17 protein-coding genes are annotated in these 19042 nt (G+C 41.6%); 13 read left to right on the forward strand and 4 right to left on the reverse strand.

The window, feature by feature from the left end:
- The first annotated feature begins 37 nt into the window (after window positions 1-37).
- From rplU to B3P16_RS16895, 12 genes are all read left to right on the forward strand, one after another.
- The gene (gene rplU, locus B3P16_RS16840) at window positions 38-349 is read left to right on the forward strand and encodes a 50S ribosomal protein L21 (RefSeq protein WP_028068281.1); all 312 of its coding nucleotides are present in this window, start codon (window positions 38-40) and stop codon (window positions 347-349) included.
- Window positions 350-393: 44 nt separating this feature from the next.
- Window positions 394-657 carry a 50S ribosomal protein L27 gene (rpmA, locus tag B3P16_RS16845; RefSeq protein WP_046672918.1) on the forward strand — a complete coding sequence of 88 codons (264 nt, stop codon included), beginning with the start codon at window positions 394-396 and terminating at the stop codon, window positions 655-657.
- A gap of 350 nt (window positions 658-1007) precedes the next feature.
- Window positions 1008-1751 (forward strand): hypothetical protein, encoded by a 744-nt coding sequence (locus tag B3P16_RS16850; protein WP_115049607.1) that lies wholly within the window; start codon window positions 1008-1010, stop codon window positions 1749-1751.
- Between the two features lie 5 nt (window positions 1752-1756).
- Entirely contained in the window at window positions 1757-2347 is a 591-nt protein-coding gene (locus B3P16_RS16855) for a hypothetical protein (protein ID WP_286843635.1), read from the forward strand.
- Window positions 2348-2582: 235 nt separating this feature from the next.
- The gene (locus tag B3P16_RS16860; RefSeq protein ID WP_070561140.1) at window positions 2583-3551 is read left to right on the forward strand and encodes a formylglycine-generating enzyme family protein; all 969 of its coding nucleotides are present in this window, start codon (window positions 2583-2585) and stop codon (window positions 3549-3551) included.
- A 26-nt stretch (window positions 3552-3577) separates the two neighbouring features.
- A complete protein-coding gene (locus B3P16_RS16865; protein ID WP_286843637.1) occupies window positions 3578-4891 on the forward strand; it encodes a Gfo/Idh/MocA family oxidoreductase in 1314 nt (437 codons plus the stop codon).
- Between the two features lie 12 nt (window positions 4892-4903).
- On the forward strand, window positions 4904-5926 hold the full coding sequence (locus B3P16_RS16870) for an FAD:protein FMN transferase (protein WP_286843639.1): 1023 nt from the start codon (window positions 4904-4906) through the stop codon (window positions 5924-5926).
- Window positions 5927-5941: 15 nt separating this feature from the next.
- A complete protein-coding gene (locus tag B3P16_RS16875) occupies window positions 5942-6865 on the forward strand; it encodes a hydroxypyruvate isomerase family protein (RefSeq protein WP_286843641.1) in 924 nt (307 codons plus the stop codon).
- 95 nt (window positions 6866-6960) lie between these two features.
- Window positions 6961-8205, forward strand: a complete 1245-nt coding sequence (locus B3P16_RS16880; RefSeq protein WP_115049605.1) for an MFS transporter — start codon at window positions 6961-6963, stop codon at window positions 8203-8205.
- Between the two features lie 42 nt (window positions 8206-8247).
- Window positions 8248-9933 carry a GMC oxidoreductase gene (locus B3P16_RS16885; protein WP_070561136.1) on the forward strand — a complete coding sequence of 562 codons (1686 nt, stop codon included), beginning with the start codon at window positions 8248-8250 and terminating at the stop codon, window positions 9931-9933.
- A gap of 19 nt (window positions 9934-9952) precedes the next feature.
- Window positions 9953-11386 (forward strand): Gfo/Idh/MocA family protein, encoded by a 1434-nt coding sequence (locus B3P16_RS16890; RefSeq protein ID WP_070561135.1) that lies wholly within the window; start codon window positions 9953-9955, stop codon window positions 11384-11386.
- Between the two features lie 19 nt (window positions 11387-11405).
- Window positions 11406-12035: a gluconate 2-dehydrogenase subunit 3 family protein gene (locus B3P16_RS16895; RefSeq protein WP_286775268.1), complete on the forward strand. Its 630-nt coding sequence runs from the start codon at window positions 11406-11408 to the stop codon at window positions 12033-12035.
- Between the two features lie 82 nt (window positions 12036-12117).
- On the opposite strand, the gene B3P16_RS16900 is transcribed toward B3P16_RS16895, so the two are convergent.
- The gene (locus tag B3P16_RS16900) at window positions 12118-12843 is read right to left on the reverse strand and encodes an acyl-[acyl-carrier-protein] thioesterase (RefSeq protein ID WP_070561133.1); all 726 of its coding nucleotides are present in this window, start codon (window positions 12841-12843) and stop codon (window positions 12118-12120) included.
- A gap of 324 nt (window positions 12844-13167) precedes the next feature.
- On the opposite strand from B3P16_RS16900, the gene B3P16_RS16905 reads away from it, so the two are divergent.
- The gene (locus B3P16_RS16905) at window positions 13168-13434 is read left to right on the forward strand and encodes a hypothetical protein (protein ID WP_172462508.1); all 267 of its coding nucleotides are present in this window, start codon (window positions 13168-13170) and stop codon (window positions 13432-13434) included.
- A 123-nt stretch (window positions 13435-13557) separates the two neighbouring features.
- Here the strand turns inward: B3P16_RS16905 and B3P16_RS16910 are convergent, their stop codons facing one another.
- Genes B3P16_RS16910 through B3P16_RS16920 form a run of 3 tightly spaced genes read right to left on the reverse strand, consistent with a single transcriptional unit; the run spans window position 13558 to window position 19018 of the window.
- On the reverse strand, window positions 13558-14859 hold the full coding sequence (locus B3P16_RS16910) for a TolC family protein (RefSeq protein ID WP_286843644.1): 1302 nt from the start codon (window positions 14857-14859) through the stop codon (window positions 13558-13560).
- A 7-nt stretch (window positions 14860-14866) separates the two neighbouring features.
- Window positions 14867-17950 (reverse strand): efflux RND transporter permease subunit, encoded by a 3084-nt coding sequence (locus B3P16_RS16915; protein ID WP_204991110.1) that lies wholly within the window; start codon window positions 17948-17950, stop codon window positions 14867-14869.
- A gap of 6 nt (window positions 17951-17956) precedes the next feature.
- Entirely contained in the window at window positions 17957-19018 is a 1062-nt protein-coding gene (locus tag B3P16_RS16920; RefSeq protein WP_286843646.1) for an efflux RND transporter periplasmic adaptor subunit, read from the reverse strand.
- Between the last annotated feature and the right edge of the window lie 24 nt (window positions 19019-19042).

Raw genomic sequence — 19042 nt, forward strand, 5'->3', positions numbered from 1 at the left:
TTGCCCTTCATTTAATAACACATTTAATTAATTAACAATGTACGCAATAGTAAATATAGCAGGACAGCAATTTAAGGTTGCAAAAGACCAGTTCCTTTTTGTACACCGTTTACAAGGAGATGAAGGCGCTAGTATTGAATTTGACAATGTATTGTTAGCAGAAGACGGTGGTAAATTTACCATTGGTACACCTAGCGTTGCTGGTGCAAAAGTTTCGGCTAAAATTTTGTCTCATTTAAAAGGCGATAAAGTTATCGTTTTCAAGAAAAAACGTCGTAAAGGCTACAAAAAGAAAAACGGTCACCGTCAACAATTTTCTAAAATCCAGATCACTGGTATTACGTTATAATTGAATTTTTAATCAGACAAATAGTCTTAAATTAAGATAAAGAAATGGCACACAAAAAAGGTGCGGGTAGTTCTAAGAACGGCCGTGAGTCACATAGCAAGCGTTTAGGTATCAAAATCTTCGGTGGTCAACAAGCAATCGCTGGTAACATCATCGTACGCCAACGCGGTACACAACACAATCCTGACACAAACGTTGGTATTGGTAAAGACCACACATTGTTCGCTTTAGTAGACGGTAAAGTAGTTTTCCGTAAAAAAGCTAACAATAAATCTTATGTATCTGTAGTTCCTACAGAACAAGCGTAAGGTTTTGCAACAATATTGGAAGGGCATCAAGAAATTGATGCCTTTTTTTGTTTGTCTGTTCTCCCGTGGATCTACCCTTGGGCAATATGAACGAAATCGGATGCTACTTGCTGCACTTTCGTTGCACAGAGCCACTGTTGGCAATATCGTTGGCCCGCAGCGCTGCTGCCCCGCCAATTTATCGGAGTTGGTAATGAGTGCGTTAAGGTTTTGGTTTTATTTAAATTGTTATTTTCTGTTAAATGTAAAGCTTTGGTACAATTTTTATAAAGGATAGGTGTTTTTAAGACAATAGGCGAAACATTCCGGAATACCATTGGATGCAAGCACGATTGAATAAATACTTACATATGAAATACAACAAGTTTGGATATGGTTTGTGTGCGGGGTTATTTGCCTGTTCATTTTATTCCTGTAGTTCGATTTACATGCCTAATGTGCCTTCAGCGCCGATGTTTACAGAAGCTGGGGAGGTATATGTTTCCGGTAATATCAATACAAAGGCTAATGTATCGGCCAACCTGGGGGTAGCCGTAACCGATCATGTAGCTGTCATTGCCAATGGTTCCTATGTGGATAATAAATCCAATATCAAAGACTATGCGCAAAAGATGGGCGAAGCGGGGATTGGCTATTATACACGCTTCGGTCGGAAAAATAATCGTGTATTTGAGGTTTACGGGGGGTATGGGCTAGGCAATACCAGTGTGGTTGATAAGCGTTCGTCGACGATGGGACAAGCTATTGTGGAAACGAAGGATATGGATTTTGAAAAGGTGTTTGTGCAGGTAAACTTTTCATCGGAGAAAAAGGATGCCCTAAAGTTGTTTGGCAACCGGCACGATATCGATTACGGTACCATCATTCGGTTGAGCAATATGCGGATGAAGAATTTCGCTATTGATGGTCTTCCGGCAGAGAAAGAAGACAATATGCTTATTGAACCTGTATTTTATACAAGGATGGGCTTAGGGAAAGGATGGAAGCTGCAATATACGAACGGTATGGTATTTGGTTTTAAAAGTAATACCTATTTAAAAGCAGGGTACCCATTGTTTACACTGGGAGTTTTATATAAATTTGGAGGAAAATAGGGATTATGAGCAAGAAAATTTTATTTGGATGTTTGGTTCTGCTGGGTTTGTTTATCTCCGGCTGCGGCGTGAATCGACAAAAGGCACAGATCGAGAATTTGGCGAAATGTAAGTTCGATGTGGAATCGGTAGATAGTATTCGGTTGGCCGGAATATCATTGCAACGACTGATCAAGAATAATCAAATCGACCTGGGAGCAGCGCCGAGCCTGGCGTTGGCCTATTTGCGGAAAGATATTCCATTGAATGCAGTTATCCGGCTTAAAATAGACAACCCGACGCTCAAAAAGGCATCCATTAATAAGTTTCAGTATATCATTCTTTATGGTGGACAGCAGCTTGTGGAAGGGATTGTCAATCAATCATTACAAATAGAGCCCGGAGAATCTACTGTGGCCAATGTGCGTATAGCGACCAATATCTATGATTTATTAAAGAATTCGGACCTGCAGGATTTTTTAATGTCGAGCGATGAGAATAAAAAGGGAATATTTACGTTAAAAGTGAAACCTTCTATCAATATCGCAGGGCAGTCGGTATTCTATCCGGGATATATTACCATCGATAAAGCGGTAAGTCGTAAGATTCTGCTTTAGACAGGGGCATACTGTGATAAGATATTAAGGTTTTCCATGAGAATGGAAAACCTTTTTTATTGATCTTGATTTTCAGGCTAGTTAAGTTAACCTGGATACTTGCCAGCATCTGGCTAAATCGATATTACGAATGGACTATTATGTTAAGAATTAAACTGTAATAAAAAAGTTATAGTGTCAAAGTGTAAAGTATACACCTTATTTTATATTTTAGTCTTTAATTACAAACCTAAATATGTTAAAAAGAATCTTTATTCCTGTTTTGTTATTTGCCGGCGTGCACGCTATGGCTCAGAAAGCTTTCGAACCTTATGAACAACCTATTGAAGGGACTAATCTGACGTTCAAAATGCTGGCAATCCCTGGCGGTAGTTTTAAAATGGGAACTACAAGTGGTGGGAAAGAGGATGAAAAACCTGCACACGAGGTGAAGTTGGATCCATTTTGGATGGGCCAGTATGAAGTAACCTGGGATCTGTTTGAGCCATTTCTGTATAAAGATTATGAGATCGCAAAGAGTAAGGACGGTAAAGTATCGAAAGAGATTGATGCCGTTACGCGACCGACCAAACCTTATTTGGATATGACTTTTGGTTTTGGAAAGGAAGGGCACCCGGCCCTAGCGATGACCCATTACAATGCTATTCAATTCTGTAAGTGGCTGTATGTCCGTACCGGTGTATTTTACCGTTTACCAACAGAGGCCGAGTGGGAATATGCAGCTCGAGCAGGTTCAAAGACGACTTATTTTTTCGGTGATCAAGCAACGCCATTAGCAGATTATGCCTGGTTTAAAGATAATGCTGAACAGAAAACACATATTGTAGGACAGAAGAAACCGAATCCTTGGGGCCTTTATGATATTTATGGCAATGTTGCCGAATGGACTTATGATCAATATAAGGCCGATAGTTACAATGAAGGTAAAGGCAAGGTATTGACTAATCCTGTAGTCGTTCCGACAACCCTGTATCCACATGTTGTACGTGGTGGTGCTTTTGACAGTGGTGCCGAGGACATGCGCTCTGCAGCGCGTGGTGCCTCAGATCCCGTATGGAAACAGTTGGATCCACAAATTCCAAAAAGTAACTGGTGGTTTCCAGAAGCCCCATTCGTGGGTATGAGACTAGTCAGACCCCTCAACCCACCTAGTCACGAAGAGATTATGGCTTATTACGATAAACAGCCAATCAAAGACTTTTAATATAAAATAATCAATATAAAACTGTTATGGAAAATCTAGAAAGAAGAGATTTTATTAAAACTTCTGCTGTAGTTGCTGGAGGCGCTGTGCTGAGCTCAATGCCTTTATCAGGTGCATATGCCGCTGGTTCGGATGTTATCAAAGTTGCCTTAGTGGGCTGTGGGGGCCGCGGAACTGGAGCTACATTTGATGCGCTAAGTTCGGGCATGAACATTAAAGTGGTGGCTCTTGCAGATGCTTTTAAAGATAATTTAGAGAGTACTTATAAAACGCTGAAGGAAAAATGGCAAGATAAGATCGATGTAAGTGACAATCACAAATTTGTGGGGTTCGATGCATATAAAGATGCAATTCAATTGGCCGATGTTGTTATTTTAGCGACTCCCCCAGGATTTAGACCAATGCATTTTGAGGAAGCGATCCGTCGAGGTAAACATGTTTTCATGGAGAAACCGGTTGCTGTTGATATTCCTGGTGTACAGCAGGTCTTACGCGTGGCTGTAGAAGCTAAACGTAAAAAATTGAATGTTGTAGTCGGGTTACAGCGCCGTTATCAAACGAATTACCGTGAGGCGATCAAACGTATTCACGAGGGTGCAATCGGTGATGTTACTTCGGGACAAGTTTATTGGAACTCAGGTGGTGTATGGGTGCGTCCGCGTAAGCCAGAGCAAACTGAAATGGAGTACCAAATGCGTAACTGGTATTATTTCAACTGGTTATGTGGCGATCATATCGTAGAGCAGCACGTACATAATATTGATATCGCCAATTGGGTGAAAGGTGCTTACCCGGTATCGATCCAAGGTACAGGTAGCAGGGCACACCGCACCGGCAAAGAGTATGGTGAAATCTATGATAATTTTGCATTAGAATTGACCTATGCCGACAACAGCGTTGTTTATAGTCAATGTAGACACTTCGAAGGTATACATAACCGTGTAGACGAGCAATTCCAGGCAACGAAAGGACGTGCTTATCTTTCTGCAGGTGGACAGGCTGTATTGTACGACTGGAAGGGAAAAGAAATCTATCGCCATGATGCGAAGGGTAATCCAAACCCGTATCAACAAGAACATAAAGAACTATTTACGGCAATTTCGAAAGGCGAATATAAATTTGATAATGCAGAATATGGTGCTTACAGTACGTTAACAGGTATTATCGGACGTATCGCTTGTTATACCGGTAAGGTAATCAAGTGGGATGAAGCCTTGAAATCGACCATCAAATTGGGACCAGATGTACTTGCTTGGGATGCTAAACCAAAATTACTTCCGGATGCAGAAGGTTTTTACCCAGTAGCGATGCCTGGTCAAAACACCAACTTATATATTTAAGCAATTGGGCCGATGGGATTAAAGTGGAATTTGTGCCTTCTATTTTTTGCTACGATTTGTTGCATTGATGCACAGGCGCAGATACCGGCAACGAAACCCCATAAAATTCGGCTGGAGGGACCCGCGCAGGGTACCCAATTCCATATCACTTACTTCGCTTCCGACAGTCTTGTTAGGCGGTCGGAAGTTGACAGTATCTTAACGGCAATCGATTTGTCGATGTCAATTTACCGCAAAGACTCGAGGATATCCAAGTTCAATACAGATACGGTAATGTCTGTTGTGATGGATAGCCACATGGCTAAGGTGATAAATGCTTCCTTTAAATACCACAAATTATCGAAAGGTCAATTCGATATCACTATTGCCCCGCTGGTCAACCTATGGGGCTTTGGTGCTAATAAGAGCCCGGTGGCCCCGGATTCGGCGACGGTACGAAAAGCGAAGGAACTGGTAGGAATGCACTACCTGAAGGTCAGCGGCAACCGGCTGATTAAAAAGAAACAGGGGATTAAAATCGATGTTAATGGTATTGCACAGGGGTATACGGTAGACGTCTTGGCCGACTATCTCGAACGTAAGGGAATTGCCAATTATATGGTCGAGGTAGGTGGTGAAATCAGGGCTTTGGGAACTCCGCCAGGTGGGCAGGGCTTTTCCATTGGTATTGTTCAGCCCGATGGTGAAAGTGGGGAGGAATTGATGACTGCTGTTGCGCAGCTCAATGAAGGGGCGCTGACAACAGCCGGCAGTTTCGAAAAGTTTATTCAATACAAAGGGAAAAAATTGGGTCATCATATTGACCCTGTTTCGGGTTTTCCATACATGACCAATATATTGAGTGTCAGCGTCTATGCGAAGACTGCCATGGAGGCGGATGCACTGGATAATTATTTTATGGGCATGGAACCCGAACAAATTAAGACAAAGGCCAAAAAATTGAAAGGTGTGGCGGTTTTTGTCATTTTTAAAAATAAAAATCAGTCCATAGAAACGATTTATTCGGATGGATTTGGTAAATTATTTAAAAATTAATCAATTATAAATAAAATGAAGAGATCGGATTTTATTAAAGGTAGTCTTTTGGCCGCGGGGGCAGGACTAGCTGGACAGACTTTTGCGTCTACAACTCAAAATACAGCAAATACGATGGATAAAGGAAAGACATTCAATTTAAATTATGCTCCCCATCAGGGAATGTTCAAAAATCATGCAGGTGATAGTTTCCTGGATGAAATTCGGTATATGTATGATTTGGGATTCCGTGGAATAGAAGATAATGGCTATTTGGGTAGAACATTGAACGAGCAGCAGAAGATCGGTGATTTATTAGCGAAGTTAGGCATGACCATGGGTGTATTTGTTGTGGATGGCGGACAAAACTGGATGCCTTCTTTAGCGACAGGAAAACAGGAGTATTTGGACAAGTTTGTCGAAACATGCAAGAAGTCTGTCGAAGCTGCCAAGCGTTGTAACGCAAAATGGCTGACTGTGGTACCGGGCTTTTATGAAAGAAAACTGCCTTGGGGTAATCAGTTCAGCAATATCCTTACTGCGATGCGTAAGGGTGCGGAGATCTTTGAACCACATGGTTTGGTGATGGTGTTGGAAACCTTAAGTGATACACCAGATTTGTTTTTGCAGCAAACGCATGAGACCTATGCTTTATGTAAGGCCGTGAATAGTCCATCCTGTAAAATTTTATATGATATTTATCATATGCAGCGTACCGAAGGAGATTTAATTGCAAATATGAATCGTTGTTGGGATGAAATTGCGTATATTCAAATCGGCGATAATCCAGGTCGTAAAGAACCGACTACGGGCGAGATCAATTATAAAAACGTATTCAAACACATTCATAGTAAAGGATATAAGGGTATCATGGGGATGGAGCATGGTATTTCCAAGCCTGGTAAAGAGGGTGAGGATCGCTTGGTGGCGGCATATCGCGAGGTCGATAGCTTTTTGTAATATTTTAATAGTGTACTATTGACAATTAGATTTAATTTCTTAAATTGAGCAGGTAAAACCAATTAGTAGTATTGTAAAACACCATTTTTTTTATGATTTCATCAACAATAAAATTTAAACTATCCTTTATGATGTTCCTCGAATTTTTTATTTGGGGGGGATGGTTTGTCACATTAGGTACTTTCTTGAGCAAAAATCTACATGCAACGGATTTTGAAATGGCCAATGTATTTTCAACACAATCATTGGGAGCGATTATCGCGCCTTTTATTGTCGGAATGATTGCAGACCGTTATTTTAATGCGGAGCGCATTTTGGGTGTTTTACACTTGGTCGGTGCAGTATTAATGTACCAAATGTATGGTGCTGCAGATATGTCTACTTTTTATCCATATGTATTGGCTTATATGGTGCTTTATATGCCAACATTGGCCTTGGCGAGTTCAGTTTCGTTTCGCCAATTGACCAATCCGGAAAAACAATTTTCAGGTATACGTATATGGGGAACAATTGGTTGGATTGTAGCAGGTTTAGCAATCAGTTATATCTTTAGATGGGATGCTGCTGCATCAGAGGGAGCTTTGAAAAATACCTTCTTAATGTCAGGTGTAGCTTCATTGGTACTAGGGGTATTTTCCTTCGCCTTACCTAAAACGCCGCCGGTTAAATTGGATGAAAACGAAAAACCGTCCTTTGCATCAATCATTGGTCTGGATGCGATCAAATTGTTGAAAGACAAAAACTTCTTGATCTTTTTCGTTTCTTCGGTATTGATCTGTATTCCATTGGCATTTTATTATTCAAATGCAAACTTGTTCCTTACCGAAATAGGATTGGAAAATCCAACAGGTAAGATGACAATCGGTCAAGCATCTGAGGTATTGTTTTTATTGGCCTTGCCAGTTTTCTTTACAAAATTTGGCTTCAAGAAAACAATTTTGGTCGGTATGTTGGCCTGGGTAATCCGTTACCTGTTATTTGCTTATGGCAATGCAGGGGAATTATCATTCATGTTGTTGATCGGTATTGCATTGCACGGTATCTGTTATGACTTTTTCTTTGTTTCGGGACAAATTTATACAGACAGCAAAGCGGGGGTTAAATACAAATCGGCAGCACAGGGTTTGATTACCTTGGCAACCTATGGTGTTGGACAGTTGATCGGATTCTGGGTAGCAAGTTATGTTGGAGATAAGTACAAAGAATTGAAAGCAACTGATATGGCGGCATTCTGGAATCATACCTGGGTTGTACCTGCAATTATCGCAGCTGTTGTATTTTTTATCTTTTTAGCTTTATTTAAGGACGAAAAGATCGACAGTACAAATGCTGCACACTAAACAGAAAAAATAACTATTTAAAAACAAATAATTAGAAGAGAGATGGCAACAAATACTTATGACGCAATTGTAATCGGTTCGGGGATAAGTGGTGGATGGGCTGCGAAAGAATTGACAGAGAAAGGGCTGAAAACAATTATGCTGGAGCGTGGTCGTAACATTGAACACATTAAGGATTACACTGCGCCAAATAAAAATCCATGGGAATGGCCTCATGCTGGCGGTCGTACACAAAAAATGATCGAAGAATATCCGGTTTTGCGTAGAGATTATCCGTTGAATGAGAAGAACCTGGATTTTTGGGTAAATGAAAAAGAGAGTCCCTATACAGAGGTAAAACGTTTTGACTGGTACCGTGGGTATCATGTTGGAGGACGTTCTTTAATGTGGGGAAGACAATCTTATCGTTTGGGCGATTTGGATTTTGAAGCTAACTTAAAAGATGGCCACGGTGTGGATTGGCCGATTCGTTATAAGGATATTGCCCCTTGGTATAGTTATGCTGAAAAATTTGCTGGTATCTCCGGAAATAGAGATGGTGTACCATCTTTGCCAGATGGAGATTACATGCCGGCAATGGCGATGAACATTGTTGAAAAAGACCTGGCTGAGCGTTTGAAAAAGCAATATGGTGGTCAACGTCATTTCATCATGGGTAGAACAGCCAACATTACTGTTCCGCATCATGATCGTGTAAATTGTCAATATCAAAATCAATGTTGGTTGGGTTGTAATTTTGGTGCTTATTTCAGTACGCAATCGGCAACTCTTCCTGCAGCACGTAAAACAAACAATCTAACTTTACGTCCTTTTTCTATCGTAACAAAGATTATCTACGATAAAAACACGAAAAAGGCAAAAGGTGTTGAAATTGTTGATGCTGAAACAAACCAAACGTATGAGTTTTTCGCTAAAGTAATTTTTGTTTGTGCATCTGCATTGAACTCGACTTGGGTGTTAATGAACTCAGCTACAGATGTTTGGGAAGGCGGTTTGGGTAGCAGTAGCGGTGAATTGGGCCACAATTTGATGGATCACCATTTCCGTTGTGGTGCCGGAGGTAAAATAGATGGATATTTGGATAGCTATGTATATGGTCGTAGACCAACAGGCTTGTATGTGCCACGTTTTGTAAATGTAGAAGGTGATACCAAAAAACGTGACTATGTACGTGGATTTGGTTACCAGGGTGCTGCAGGTCGTGGACGTTGGTCTGGTGCTGTTGCCGAGATGGAAGTTGGTGGTGCATGGAAAGATGCGATCTGTGAGCCAGGTGACTGGACTGTTGGTTTTACTGCTTTCGGAGAAACCTTGCCATATCACGAAAATAAAATTACACTTGACAAGAGCAAAAAAGATAAATGGGGCTTACCTGTATTATCATTTGACGCTGAGATCAAGGATAATGAATTGAAGATGCGTGGCGACATGCAAAATGAAATGAAGGAAATGTTGGAAAGCATTGGCGTAAAAGATACCTATACGTACGATAACGTATATGGTTTGGGCCAAGGTATCCACGAAATGGGAACTGCCCGCATGGGACGTGATCCAAAAACTTCGGTATTAAATGGTAACAACCAAGTTTGGGATGCATTGAATGTTTTCGTAACGGACGGTGCTTGTATGACTTCTGCAGGTTGTGTCAACCCTTCATTGACGTATATGGCACTTACTGCTCGTGCGGTTGATTTCGCAGTAAGCGAATTGAAAAAAGGTAACATCTAATAGCTAAAGATTGATAACAATGGAAAATAACTCAAATAAGACGAGTAGAAGAGGTTTTATAAAGAGCGCGGCAACAGCTGCTGCGGCTTTTATGATCGTCCCTCGCCATGTATTGGGCGGAAATGGCTTTACAGCTCCAAGTGACAAATTACAAGTAGCAGGTATTGGTGTAGGGGGTAAAGGTTTTAGTGACATCAATGCATTCCATGATTCAGGAAAAGCAGATCTTGCTTTCTTGTGTGATGTGGACGACCGTCGTGCAGCTGGTGCGTTGAAACGTTACCCGAAAGCAAAGTATTACAAAGACTACCGTGAGATGTTGGATAAGGAGCACAAACGTATAGAAGCCGTTTCTGTATCAACTCCAGATCATCAACATGCCATTCAGGCACTTGCAGCTATGCAATTGGGTAAACACGTGTACGTTCAAAAACCGTTGACTCACGATGTATGGGAAGCGAGAGCATTGACGCATGCAGCTAAAAAATATAAAGTGGTTACCCAGATGGGAAATCAAGGTGCATCGAATGATGGACCACGTTTTGTACGTGAATGGTACGAAGCAGGTCTGATCGGTGATGTACATACGGTATATTGTTGGACAGATCGTCCGGTATGGCCTTCAGGTATTGCATGGCCTACAGGCAAGGCCGAAGTTCCAAAAGAATTGGATTGGGACCTTTGGTTAGGTACAGCGCCTTATAAAGAGTATGTGGATAAATTGGTGCCTTTCAACTGGCGCGGCTGGTGGGATTATGGTACTGGCGCATTGGGCGATATGGGCTGTCACTTGTTGGAAGTTCCTTTCAGTACCTTGGGATTGACTTATGTACAGGATGTACAGGCAACTGTAGGATCGGTGTATGTGGATGAATTCAAACGTGGATATTTCCCTGAAAGCTGTCCTCCATCGAGCCATGCGACATTAACATTCCCTAAAACACCACGTACCAATGGTCCGGTGACTTTACATTGGATGGATGGTGGTATTCAGCCTGCTCGCCCGGATGAATTAGGTCCAAACGAAATTTTTGGTGATGGTGGTAACGGTATCTTACTTGTAGGTACAAAAGGTAAAATCCTTGCGGATACCTACGGCCAGAATGCACGCTTGTTGCCGACTTCAAGAAAAGAGCAGGTGGCACAGAAATATGCCCGTGTACCAGGACAAGAAGGTGGACACTACGCACAATGGGTTGAAGCTTGTCAGGCTGGATACGGCAAGAAAGAAGTAAGTTCACCTTTTGAAATAGCAGGTCCGTTGACAGAAGCTTTATTAATGGCTAACCTGGCAATCAGAGGTGCTGATTTACGTATTGATGGTAAATACCCTGGACGTAACCTGAAATTGTTGTGGGATAACGATAACATGCGTGTCACCAACTTTGACAACGTCAATCAATATGTAAAACGTAATTACAGACAAGGTTGGGAAATGAAATATAATTTCTAAAATTAAGATATTTAGTAGTATGAATAGAAGAGAAGCATTACAACGAGTTGCCTTAATTTTAGGAGGTACCGTTATCGGCGCTAATTTATTTTTGGAAGGTTGTACACGCTCAGCAACCAAAGATGTGCAAGCATTATTTGAAGCGAAGACAACTGATTTATTAGGTGACTTGGCTGAAGCAATCTTACCAGCTACCGCAACTCCGGGTGCGAAAGAAGCAGGGGTAGGAAGTTTTATTCCGGTCATGGTTCGTGACTGTTATACCGAAAAGCAACAAAAAGCATTTTTAACTGGTTTTGCGAGCTTAGATGATAAGGCAAAAGAGGTGAAAGGCAAGCCATTCCTGGAGCTTTCTGCGGCAGACAGAACAGCTGTTGCGGCTGCTTTGGACAAAGAAGCAAACGAGTTTAATAAAAAGCAAGCTGAAGATCAAAAGGATATTCTGGAGAAGAATAAAGAAAAACAAAATCAATTGTATAATTATGTTGAGAACGATCCACCACATTGGTTTACGATGTTCAAACAATTGACATTGACTGGTTTCTTTAACTCGGAGCTGGGTTGTACAAAAGCGTTGCGTTTTGTGAAGATACCGGGAAAATTTGATGGTAACCTTCCTTACAAAAAAGGCGATAAAGCATTTGCATAAACGATGCGCTATGTAAGATAAAAAGGGAGGCCCGTAGCCTCCCTTTTTTTATTGTTTCGCGTTTTTATTTTGTTTCCCCTTTTTATTTTGTTTCTATGGCCAGCGCAAAATGAATGCGCTGCTGTTTGGTCACTGTCATAAAGTAACCCTGATCTGTCGCATCACCATTAATCTCTACAGTATCATTATAGCGTAATTCGCGCAGGTAATTCATCTCTAATGATTTGATTTGATTGGTCAATACAAGCTCAATGGGCAACCTGTCCATACACCAGTCCAGGTATTTTACATTGTTGGCGTGATTGACAATATCCAGGTCCGAGAGCTTAACACAATATTCATCAAGATTTTTGACTGTCTGGGAAATATCCAATTTTGAAAATGGCCGTTGTGTTGCGGGACGATCCGGATAGGTGGTAAAATTTTCGGTGGAAATCGCGAGTGTTTCAGAGCTCCGCTTCACGGTATTGATGACAGCCCAATAACTGGTTGCCGTAACATAGATCTGTCCATTGACGGTAATTTCGAAATTCCGTGTTGAGCGTGCGCCCTCTAATTCTTGTATCCAAGTTTTAACCTTGACGATGTCCATCCATTTGGGCAATCGTGCAATCTCTATACGTATGCGGCTAAGTACCCAAGTTTGGTTATGTTTGGCCATTTCTTTAAAACCGAATCCCACAGCATTGGCGTGTTCTCCCGCGGTAAGCTGCAGGATATTGGATAAATCGGAGAAACGAATACGGCCATTAGAATAGCATTGCGTGAAATAAATTTCCCACTCTTTTTCAAAAACAGATTTTTCCATTTACATATTTTTTTGATCAAAAATAGGTAATATGAATGATTTGGGCTATAAATTCAAAATGAAATGACACTATATTTAGATATCTCGTTATAAATGCCTGTTGGGCCTGCCGGTGACCCTCAAAGGGGAGTAGTGTGTCCAAAGTACAATCGTTTTTTTATTGTAAAATAAATGATAGTTTTCAAGGATTTAATTGATTTTTATCATGGGAATCGGTAGATTTAAATAAGCCAATGGCAGAAAGAGATAAAATAAGATTGGCTTTAAAGCGTTATAAGAGTAGCATAGCGCAAAACAATAATTTACACATTAAATGCTAGTATTATGGTTGGAGAACTAATAGCTAAAGAGGAAATTCCTCAATTTAAATTTATCCCGGCGAGTGAAGATAAGACAGCGACTTTTATGGATAAATTGAAAGGGGCACTTCGGTTGGGAAATGAGTTTAAATCCAAAACTGAAATCGCCTTTGAGACTGATTCCGGACCAAAGCGTATCGAGACCACCGTATGGTCGTTAACCGATAGATATATTCAGATAAAAAGTGGCGTGTTAATACCACTGAAATCTATTATAGCAATAGACTATTAAATAGACAAACGAAAGGCTCCTCATTTAGTTAAGGAGCCTTTCGCTTTTTAAGAATAGATGCTGCTGAAAAGCGCTTCAAAATCCTGTCCCTTCATGAAGAGGACCTCATGCTGAAAGAAATTTCTAGTATGTTTCGCCTGTCAATTCTTTTAGCCTTATTTCGGATACCTTTGCATCATATTGTGCTGTATAGCTCCGAGTCATTACATTGATGTAGTTTAACTGCGCTGTTCTTACTTCCAAAGTTGTGATGGTACCGATACGGAATTTATCCATGGTGATGTTTAAATTTTCTTTTGCCAGCTCCTCGTTTTTCCGTTCTACATGAGCCAGTTCCATATTGGTGATGTAGGTTTGGAACAGCGTTCTGACCTGTGCCTGAATATCTTGTTTTTGTTGTTGTATCTGCAGCTCAGAACCTTTAATCTGAAATTTAGCGATCCGTTCGTTTCTATTTTGAAGAAATCCATTGAAAATATTAAGGGAAGCCGATATACCGTAGGTAAGACCTCTATTTTTATTTTCTGTCGAGAAACCGAGGGAGGAGTGGGATTCGTTCCAGTTGTAACCACTGTTTAATCCAATTTTGGGATAACGTTCGGCCTTAACTGCTTTTAAGTTTAGTTCGGCCACCCGATTGTTGATGATGGCGAGCTGGATTTGTGGATTTTGGCGATCGGCAATTTCGATCAGATTACCAAGTTTAAGATCCGTATCAAGTTTCATTTCATCTTCAACCTGAAAATCCAGGCTCAAGTCGCGTGTCATCAGCTGATTGAGGTAAGTCTTGGTATTTTTGAAGCTTTCCTGCTGTCTGAGTAAGTTTGTCTGATCGGTATTTAAATCGACTTTCGCATTCAGGAGATCCAGCTTGGAGCCTTTTCCGATCTCCAGGCGATTTTCGGCCAGCGTGACGCGGTATCTCGATAAGGTAATGGTGGTATCCAGTGCATTTATCAGGCGCTTTTGCTGCACCAGATTGTAATAGGTTGCCATGACTTCGCTGAGTTGGGTGATCACTTGATATTTGATCTCCGCTTCCCCTTGGCGTTGTATTTCTTTGAAGCGATCGCGACGGGCAAACATACCCAATCCATCGAATATCGTCCAGTTTAGGTTGACTCCATAAGACATGTTGTCGTTTTTTGCATTGGAGATCTGCTGTATTTGACCATCTGCTCTGACCTGTCTGGAGTTCTGGATGGAGTTGCTTCTGTTGAACGTTCCAGTTACTGCTGGAAGCATACCGGCGCTTCCTAAACTGGTATTCTCCCTATCAATGTTATTGTCATTTTTAGCCAGGAGAATATTGAAGTTATTGCTCAGTGTAGTTTTCAGTGCATCTTCCAAAGTCAGTACTTCTTGCGCCCGAGCTTGAAACATGATGGAGTAAAGTAATACTAGTAGGATGAAATTTCTCTTCATGTCTTTATTATTCGTAGCTTTTAATGTTATCAAATTCCGGTCTATGTTTTTTTTGTCTTGACCACATGTAATAGATCGCCGGGATAATGAACAAGGTTAGGATAAGGGAGAATATTGTACCACCAACGATCACAACTCCCATACCAATTCTGCTCGTTGAGGCAGCTCCAAGTGACATGGCAATCGGTAATGCACCCAAGGCAATGGCCAAACTTGTCATTAGGATCGGTCTGAGGCGTGATTCGGCAGAGTGCATAATTGCCTCAAATTTTTCCATGCCTTCTTCACGCATTTGGTTGGCAAACTCAACAATCAGGATACCATTTTTGGTCACTAGACCGATAAGCATAATCGTTCCAATTTGGCTGAAGATATTCCAGGTTTGATCAAATAGCCATAGACTTATTAGTGCACCGGCAACGGCCATAGGCACCGTCAGGATAATGATAAATGGGTCGAGGAAGCTTTCAAATTGGGCCGCCAAGATCAGGTAAATAAGCAATAAAGCAAGACCAAAAGCAAATAAGGTATTGGAGCTACTTTCAACGAAGTCACGTGATTCACCACTAAGGTCGGTGGTGAAGCTCTGGTCGAGTACCTTCTCTTTTATGCGATCCATTGCTGCAATTCCGTCGCTCATGCTCATGCCTGGCGCCAAGCCAGCTGAAACTGTAGCCGACATATACCGGTTATTGTGGTAGAGTTGGGGTGGACTGCTTTCTTCCCTGACGCTTACGACGTTATCTAACTGGATAAGCTGACCGATGTTATTACGTACATAAATTGAAGCAAGGTCTGTCGGCGTAGCTCTACGGTCGTTTTCAACTTGGCCAATGACCTGATATTGTTTGCCATCACGCATAAAATAGGCGAAACGTTGACCGCTTAACAACAATTGGAGGGACTGTGAAACGTCAAGTACGGAAACACCCAGACTAAGTGCTTTCAGACGATCAATTTCGACATGCAGTTCGGGTTTGTTGAACTTCAGGTTGATATCCGTTGTCGAGAATGCTGGATCGCTGTTGACCTCATTCATAAATTCGGGAATCTTTTCCTGAAGTTTTTCAAAATTCTGTGCTTGGATAATGTACTGAACAGGTAGTCCACCTCTTCGATTCATGGATATCGTTGGCGTTTGCGAAACATTGACGCGTACGGCATCGTATTGTTTTGTCCATTTAGTGAGCTCCTTGGCAATATCGTCCTGTGATTTTTTGCGCTCACCAGGATCAACCAAAGTCATCCGTATACGTCCGGAGTTGACTGAGCTCGCGCCGAAACCCGGAGAGGTAATGTTTAAACTGATTTTGTTTTCAGGAATGGAGTCGTAGACCAATTTGTCCAATTCCTGCATGTAGCGATCCATGTATTCATAGGTGGCACCTTCAGGACCTGTTACATTGACGGAGATGTTACTTCTGTCATCGTAAGGCGCTGTTTCCTTTTTAATGGAGGAGAAAAGGATACCAATAATGATAAAACATAGGATCAGAATTGGAAAGCTAATCCATTTGAATTTCATGAATTTTTCCAGAGCCTTGGCATAACCTTTATTCATTTTGACAAACATGGGTTCTGTCCAATCGTAAAACTTCGTCTTTTTGTGGCCACCACCTTTGATCAGATAAGCGTTGAGCATCGGTGTAAGGGTGAGGGAAACAAATGCCGAAACCAATACGGCCGAGGCGATGACGACACCAAATTCCCGGAACAGCCTTCCCACAAAGCCCTGAAGAAATATCACCGGTAAAAATACCGCTGCAAGTGTAATTGAAATGGAAATAACAGCGAAGAATATTTCCTTAGACCCTTTTAGCGCGGCTTCAATTGGAGACATTCCTTCTTCAACTTTCTTGAAGATATTTTCGGTAACAACAATACCGTCGTCGACGACAAGCCCCGTCGCGAGTACAATAGCGAGTAGCGTCAGTACATTGATGGAAAAACCAAAAATATACATAATAAAGAATGTCGCAATCAAGGATACCGGAATATCCAATAACGGACGTAACGCTATGCCCCAGTCGCGAAAGAAAAAATAAATAATTAGGGTGACCAGTATGATCGAAATCAGGAGTGTCTCGGCGACTTCTTCAACTGATTTTTTAATGAATGTCGTATTATCAGAAGCGATGTTGAGTATAATATCCTGCGGCAGATCTTCTTTGATCTGATCGAGCATTTTATAAAAATTGTTGGCAATATCAAGGTAATTTGTCCCCGGTTGCGGAATAATGGCAATACCGACCAGCTGTTTACCATTACTCACCATTTTTGTTTCGAGATTCTCAGCGTCTATTTCGGCCCGACCAATATCGGTAAACTTGACGATACGGCTGCTGTCGGCTTTTAGAATGATGTTGTTGAATTGCTCGGGGGTAGACAGGTTGCCTATAGTTTTTACGGTGAGCTCGGTTGTGTTTCCGACAATTTTTCCCGAAGGTAATTCAACATTCTGATTATTTAATGCCGTACGAATATCTGAAGCCGTGATACCATAGGCAGCCATACGGTCGGGATTGAGCCATAGCCGCATGGCGTAACGTTTTTGGCCATAGATCTGTGTGCTGCTGACGCCGGGGATGGTTTGTAACCTTTCAGAAATCACATTTTCGGCGTAGTCGCTCAGCGAAAGTTTGTCGCGTGTCTCACTTTGCAATGTCAACGTAATAATGGGATCGGAATCCGCATCGGCTTTGGATACCACCGGTGGAGCATCAATATCCTGTGGTAGGCTTCGGACGGCTTGGGATACTTTATCCCGGACATCATTTGCGGCTTCCTCCAGGTTCTTTTTTAAATCAAACTCGATGGTAATATTGCTGGATCCCTGGTTACTCGAAGAAGAGATGTTACGAATACCATCGATCGAGTTTATGGCCTTCTCTAGTGGCTCGGTAATCTGAGATTCAATGATATCAGGATTGGCACCGGCATAATTTGTTCTGACAGAAACAATGGCGGGGTCAATGGAGGGGTATTCGCGTACGCCCAGAAAACTAAAACCAATATAGCCAAACAAGATGATGGTAATATTGACGACAATAGTTAAAACAGGGCGTTTAATAAAAACTGCAGATAAATTCATGTACAACTAGTTAGCTAATGATACCTTAACTTTTGCTCCATCTTTTAAAGACAGAACGCCCGTGGTTAAAACGGTGTCGCCGGCACTGATGCCAGATAGAATAACGATGTCCTTGTCGGTACGTGCACCTGTTTCAACCTTCACTTCCTTGGCGAGGCCGTGCTGTAGTACAAAGACCTTCTTTCCGTCCTGTACGGGAACAATAGCTTCTGTAGGAATGGATATCGCATCGTTTTCCACTTCGATCGGCACAATAACGTTAACAAAGGATCCGACTTTCAATTTGCCCTGATCGTTCGTCGCTCTGGCGCGGACAGTGAGTGTTCTGGTGTTAAGTGATACTTGTGGTTCAATAGCGTAAATGTTTGCTGTAATGATCGTTGGGTCGTTGGCTACACTGAACTCAATGGGCATATTTATTTTAACTATATTGCTGTATTTTTCGGGCACTGCAAAAGTAACTTTGACAAGATTGTCCTTCACTAAATTTGTAATCAGGGTACTGGATGAGACAATGGCACCTACGGAAATGTTCCGAAGTCCAATCATGCCACTAAAAGGGGCGCGGATGGTTGTTTTGGATATTTGTGCCTGAATCAACTGGATCTGTGCTAAGGAGGTTTTTAAGGCTGCACTGGCAATATCAAACTCTTCCTGACTGATTGCTCCTTTTTGCAACAGCAGTTTGGCCCGACGTTCATTTTCGGCATTCAGCTGATTTGTTGTTTGCGCTTGTCTTAATTGTGCCTGCAGCTCAATATCATCGATCTTGATCAAGGGCTCGCGCTGTTTGATGCGCTGTCCTTCAGAGAAATAGATTTTGGTGATTCGACCACTTACTTCACTTCTGATTTCAACCTGCTCTTCTGCGTCAATGCTTCCCGAGAGATTAATGGATCTATCGGCGACGGAAGATTTGGCAATGATCGCCTGTGCGGGGACGGGCATATCTTTTTTTCCATTGGGCTTATCAGCTTCTTTTTTATCTTTTTTAGCAGTTATCAGAAAGTATCCACCTCCAAACACAGCACAGGCCAAAAGGAGGTAAATGATCGATTTTTTATTCATACGATATAGTCTCTTATGTACTTT

Source organism: Sphingobacterium sp. UBA7631, assembly GCF_002483935.1.
In the GTDB taxonomy this organism is placed as follows: Bacteria; Bacteroidota; Bacteroidia; order Sphingobacteriales; family Sphingobacteriaceae; genus Sphingobacterium; species Sphingobacterium multivorum.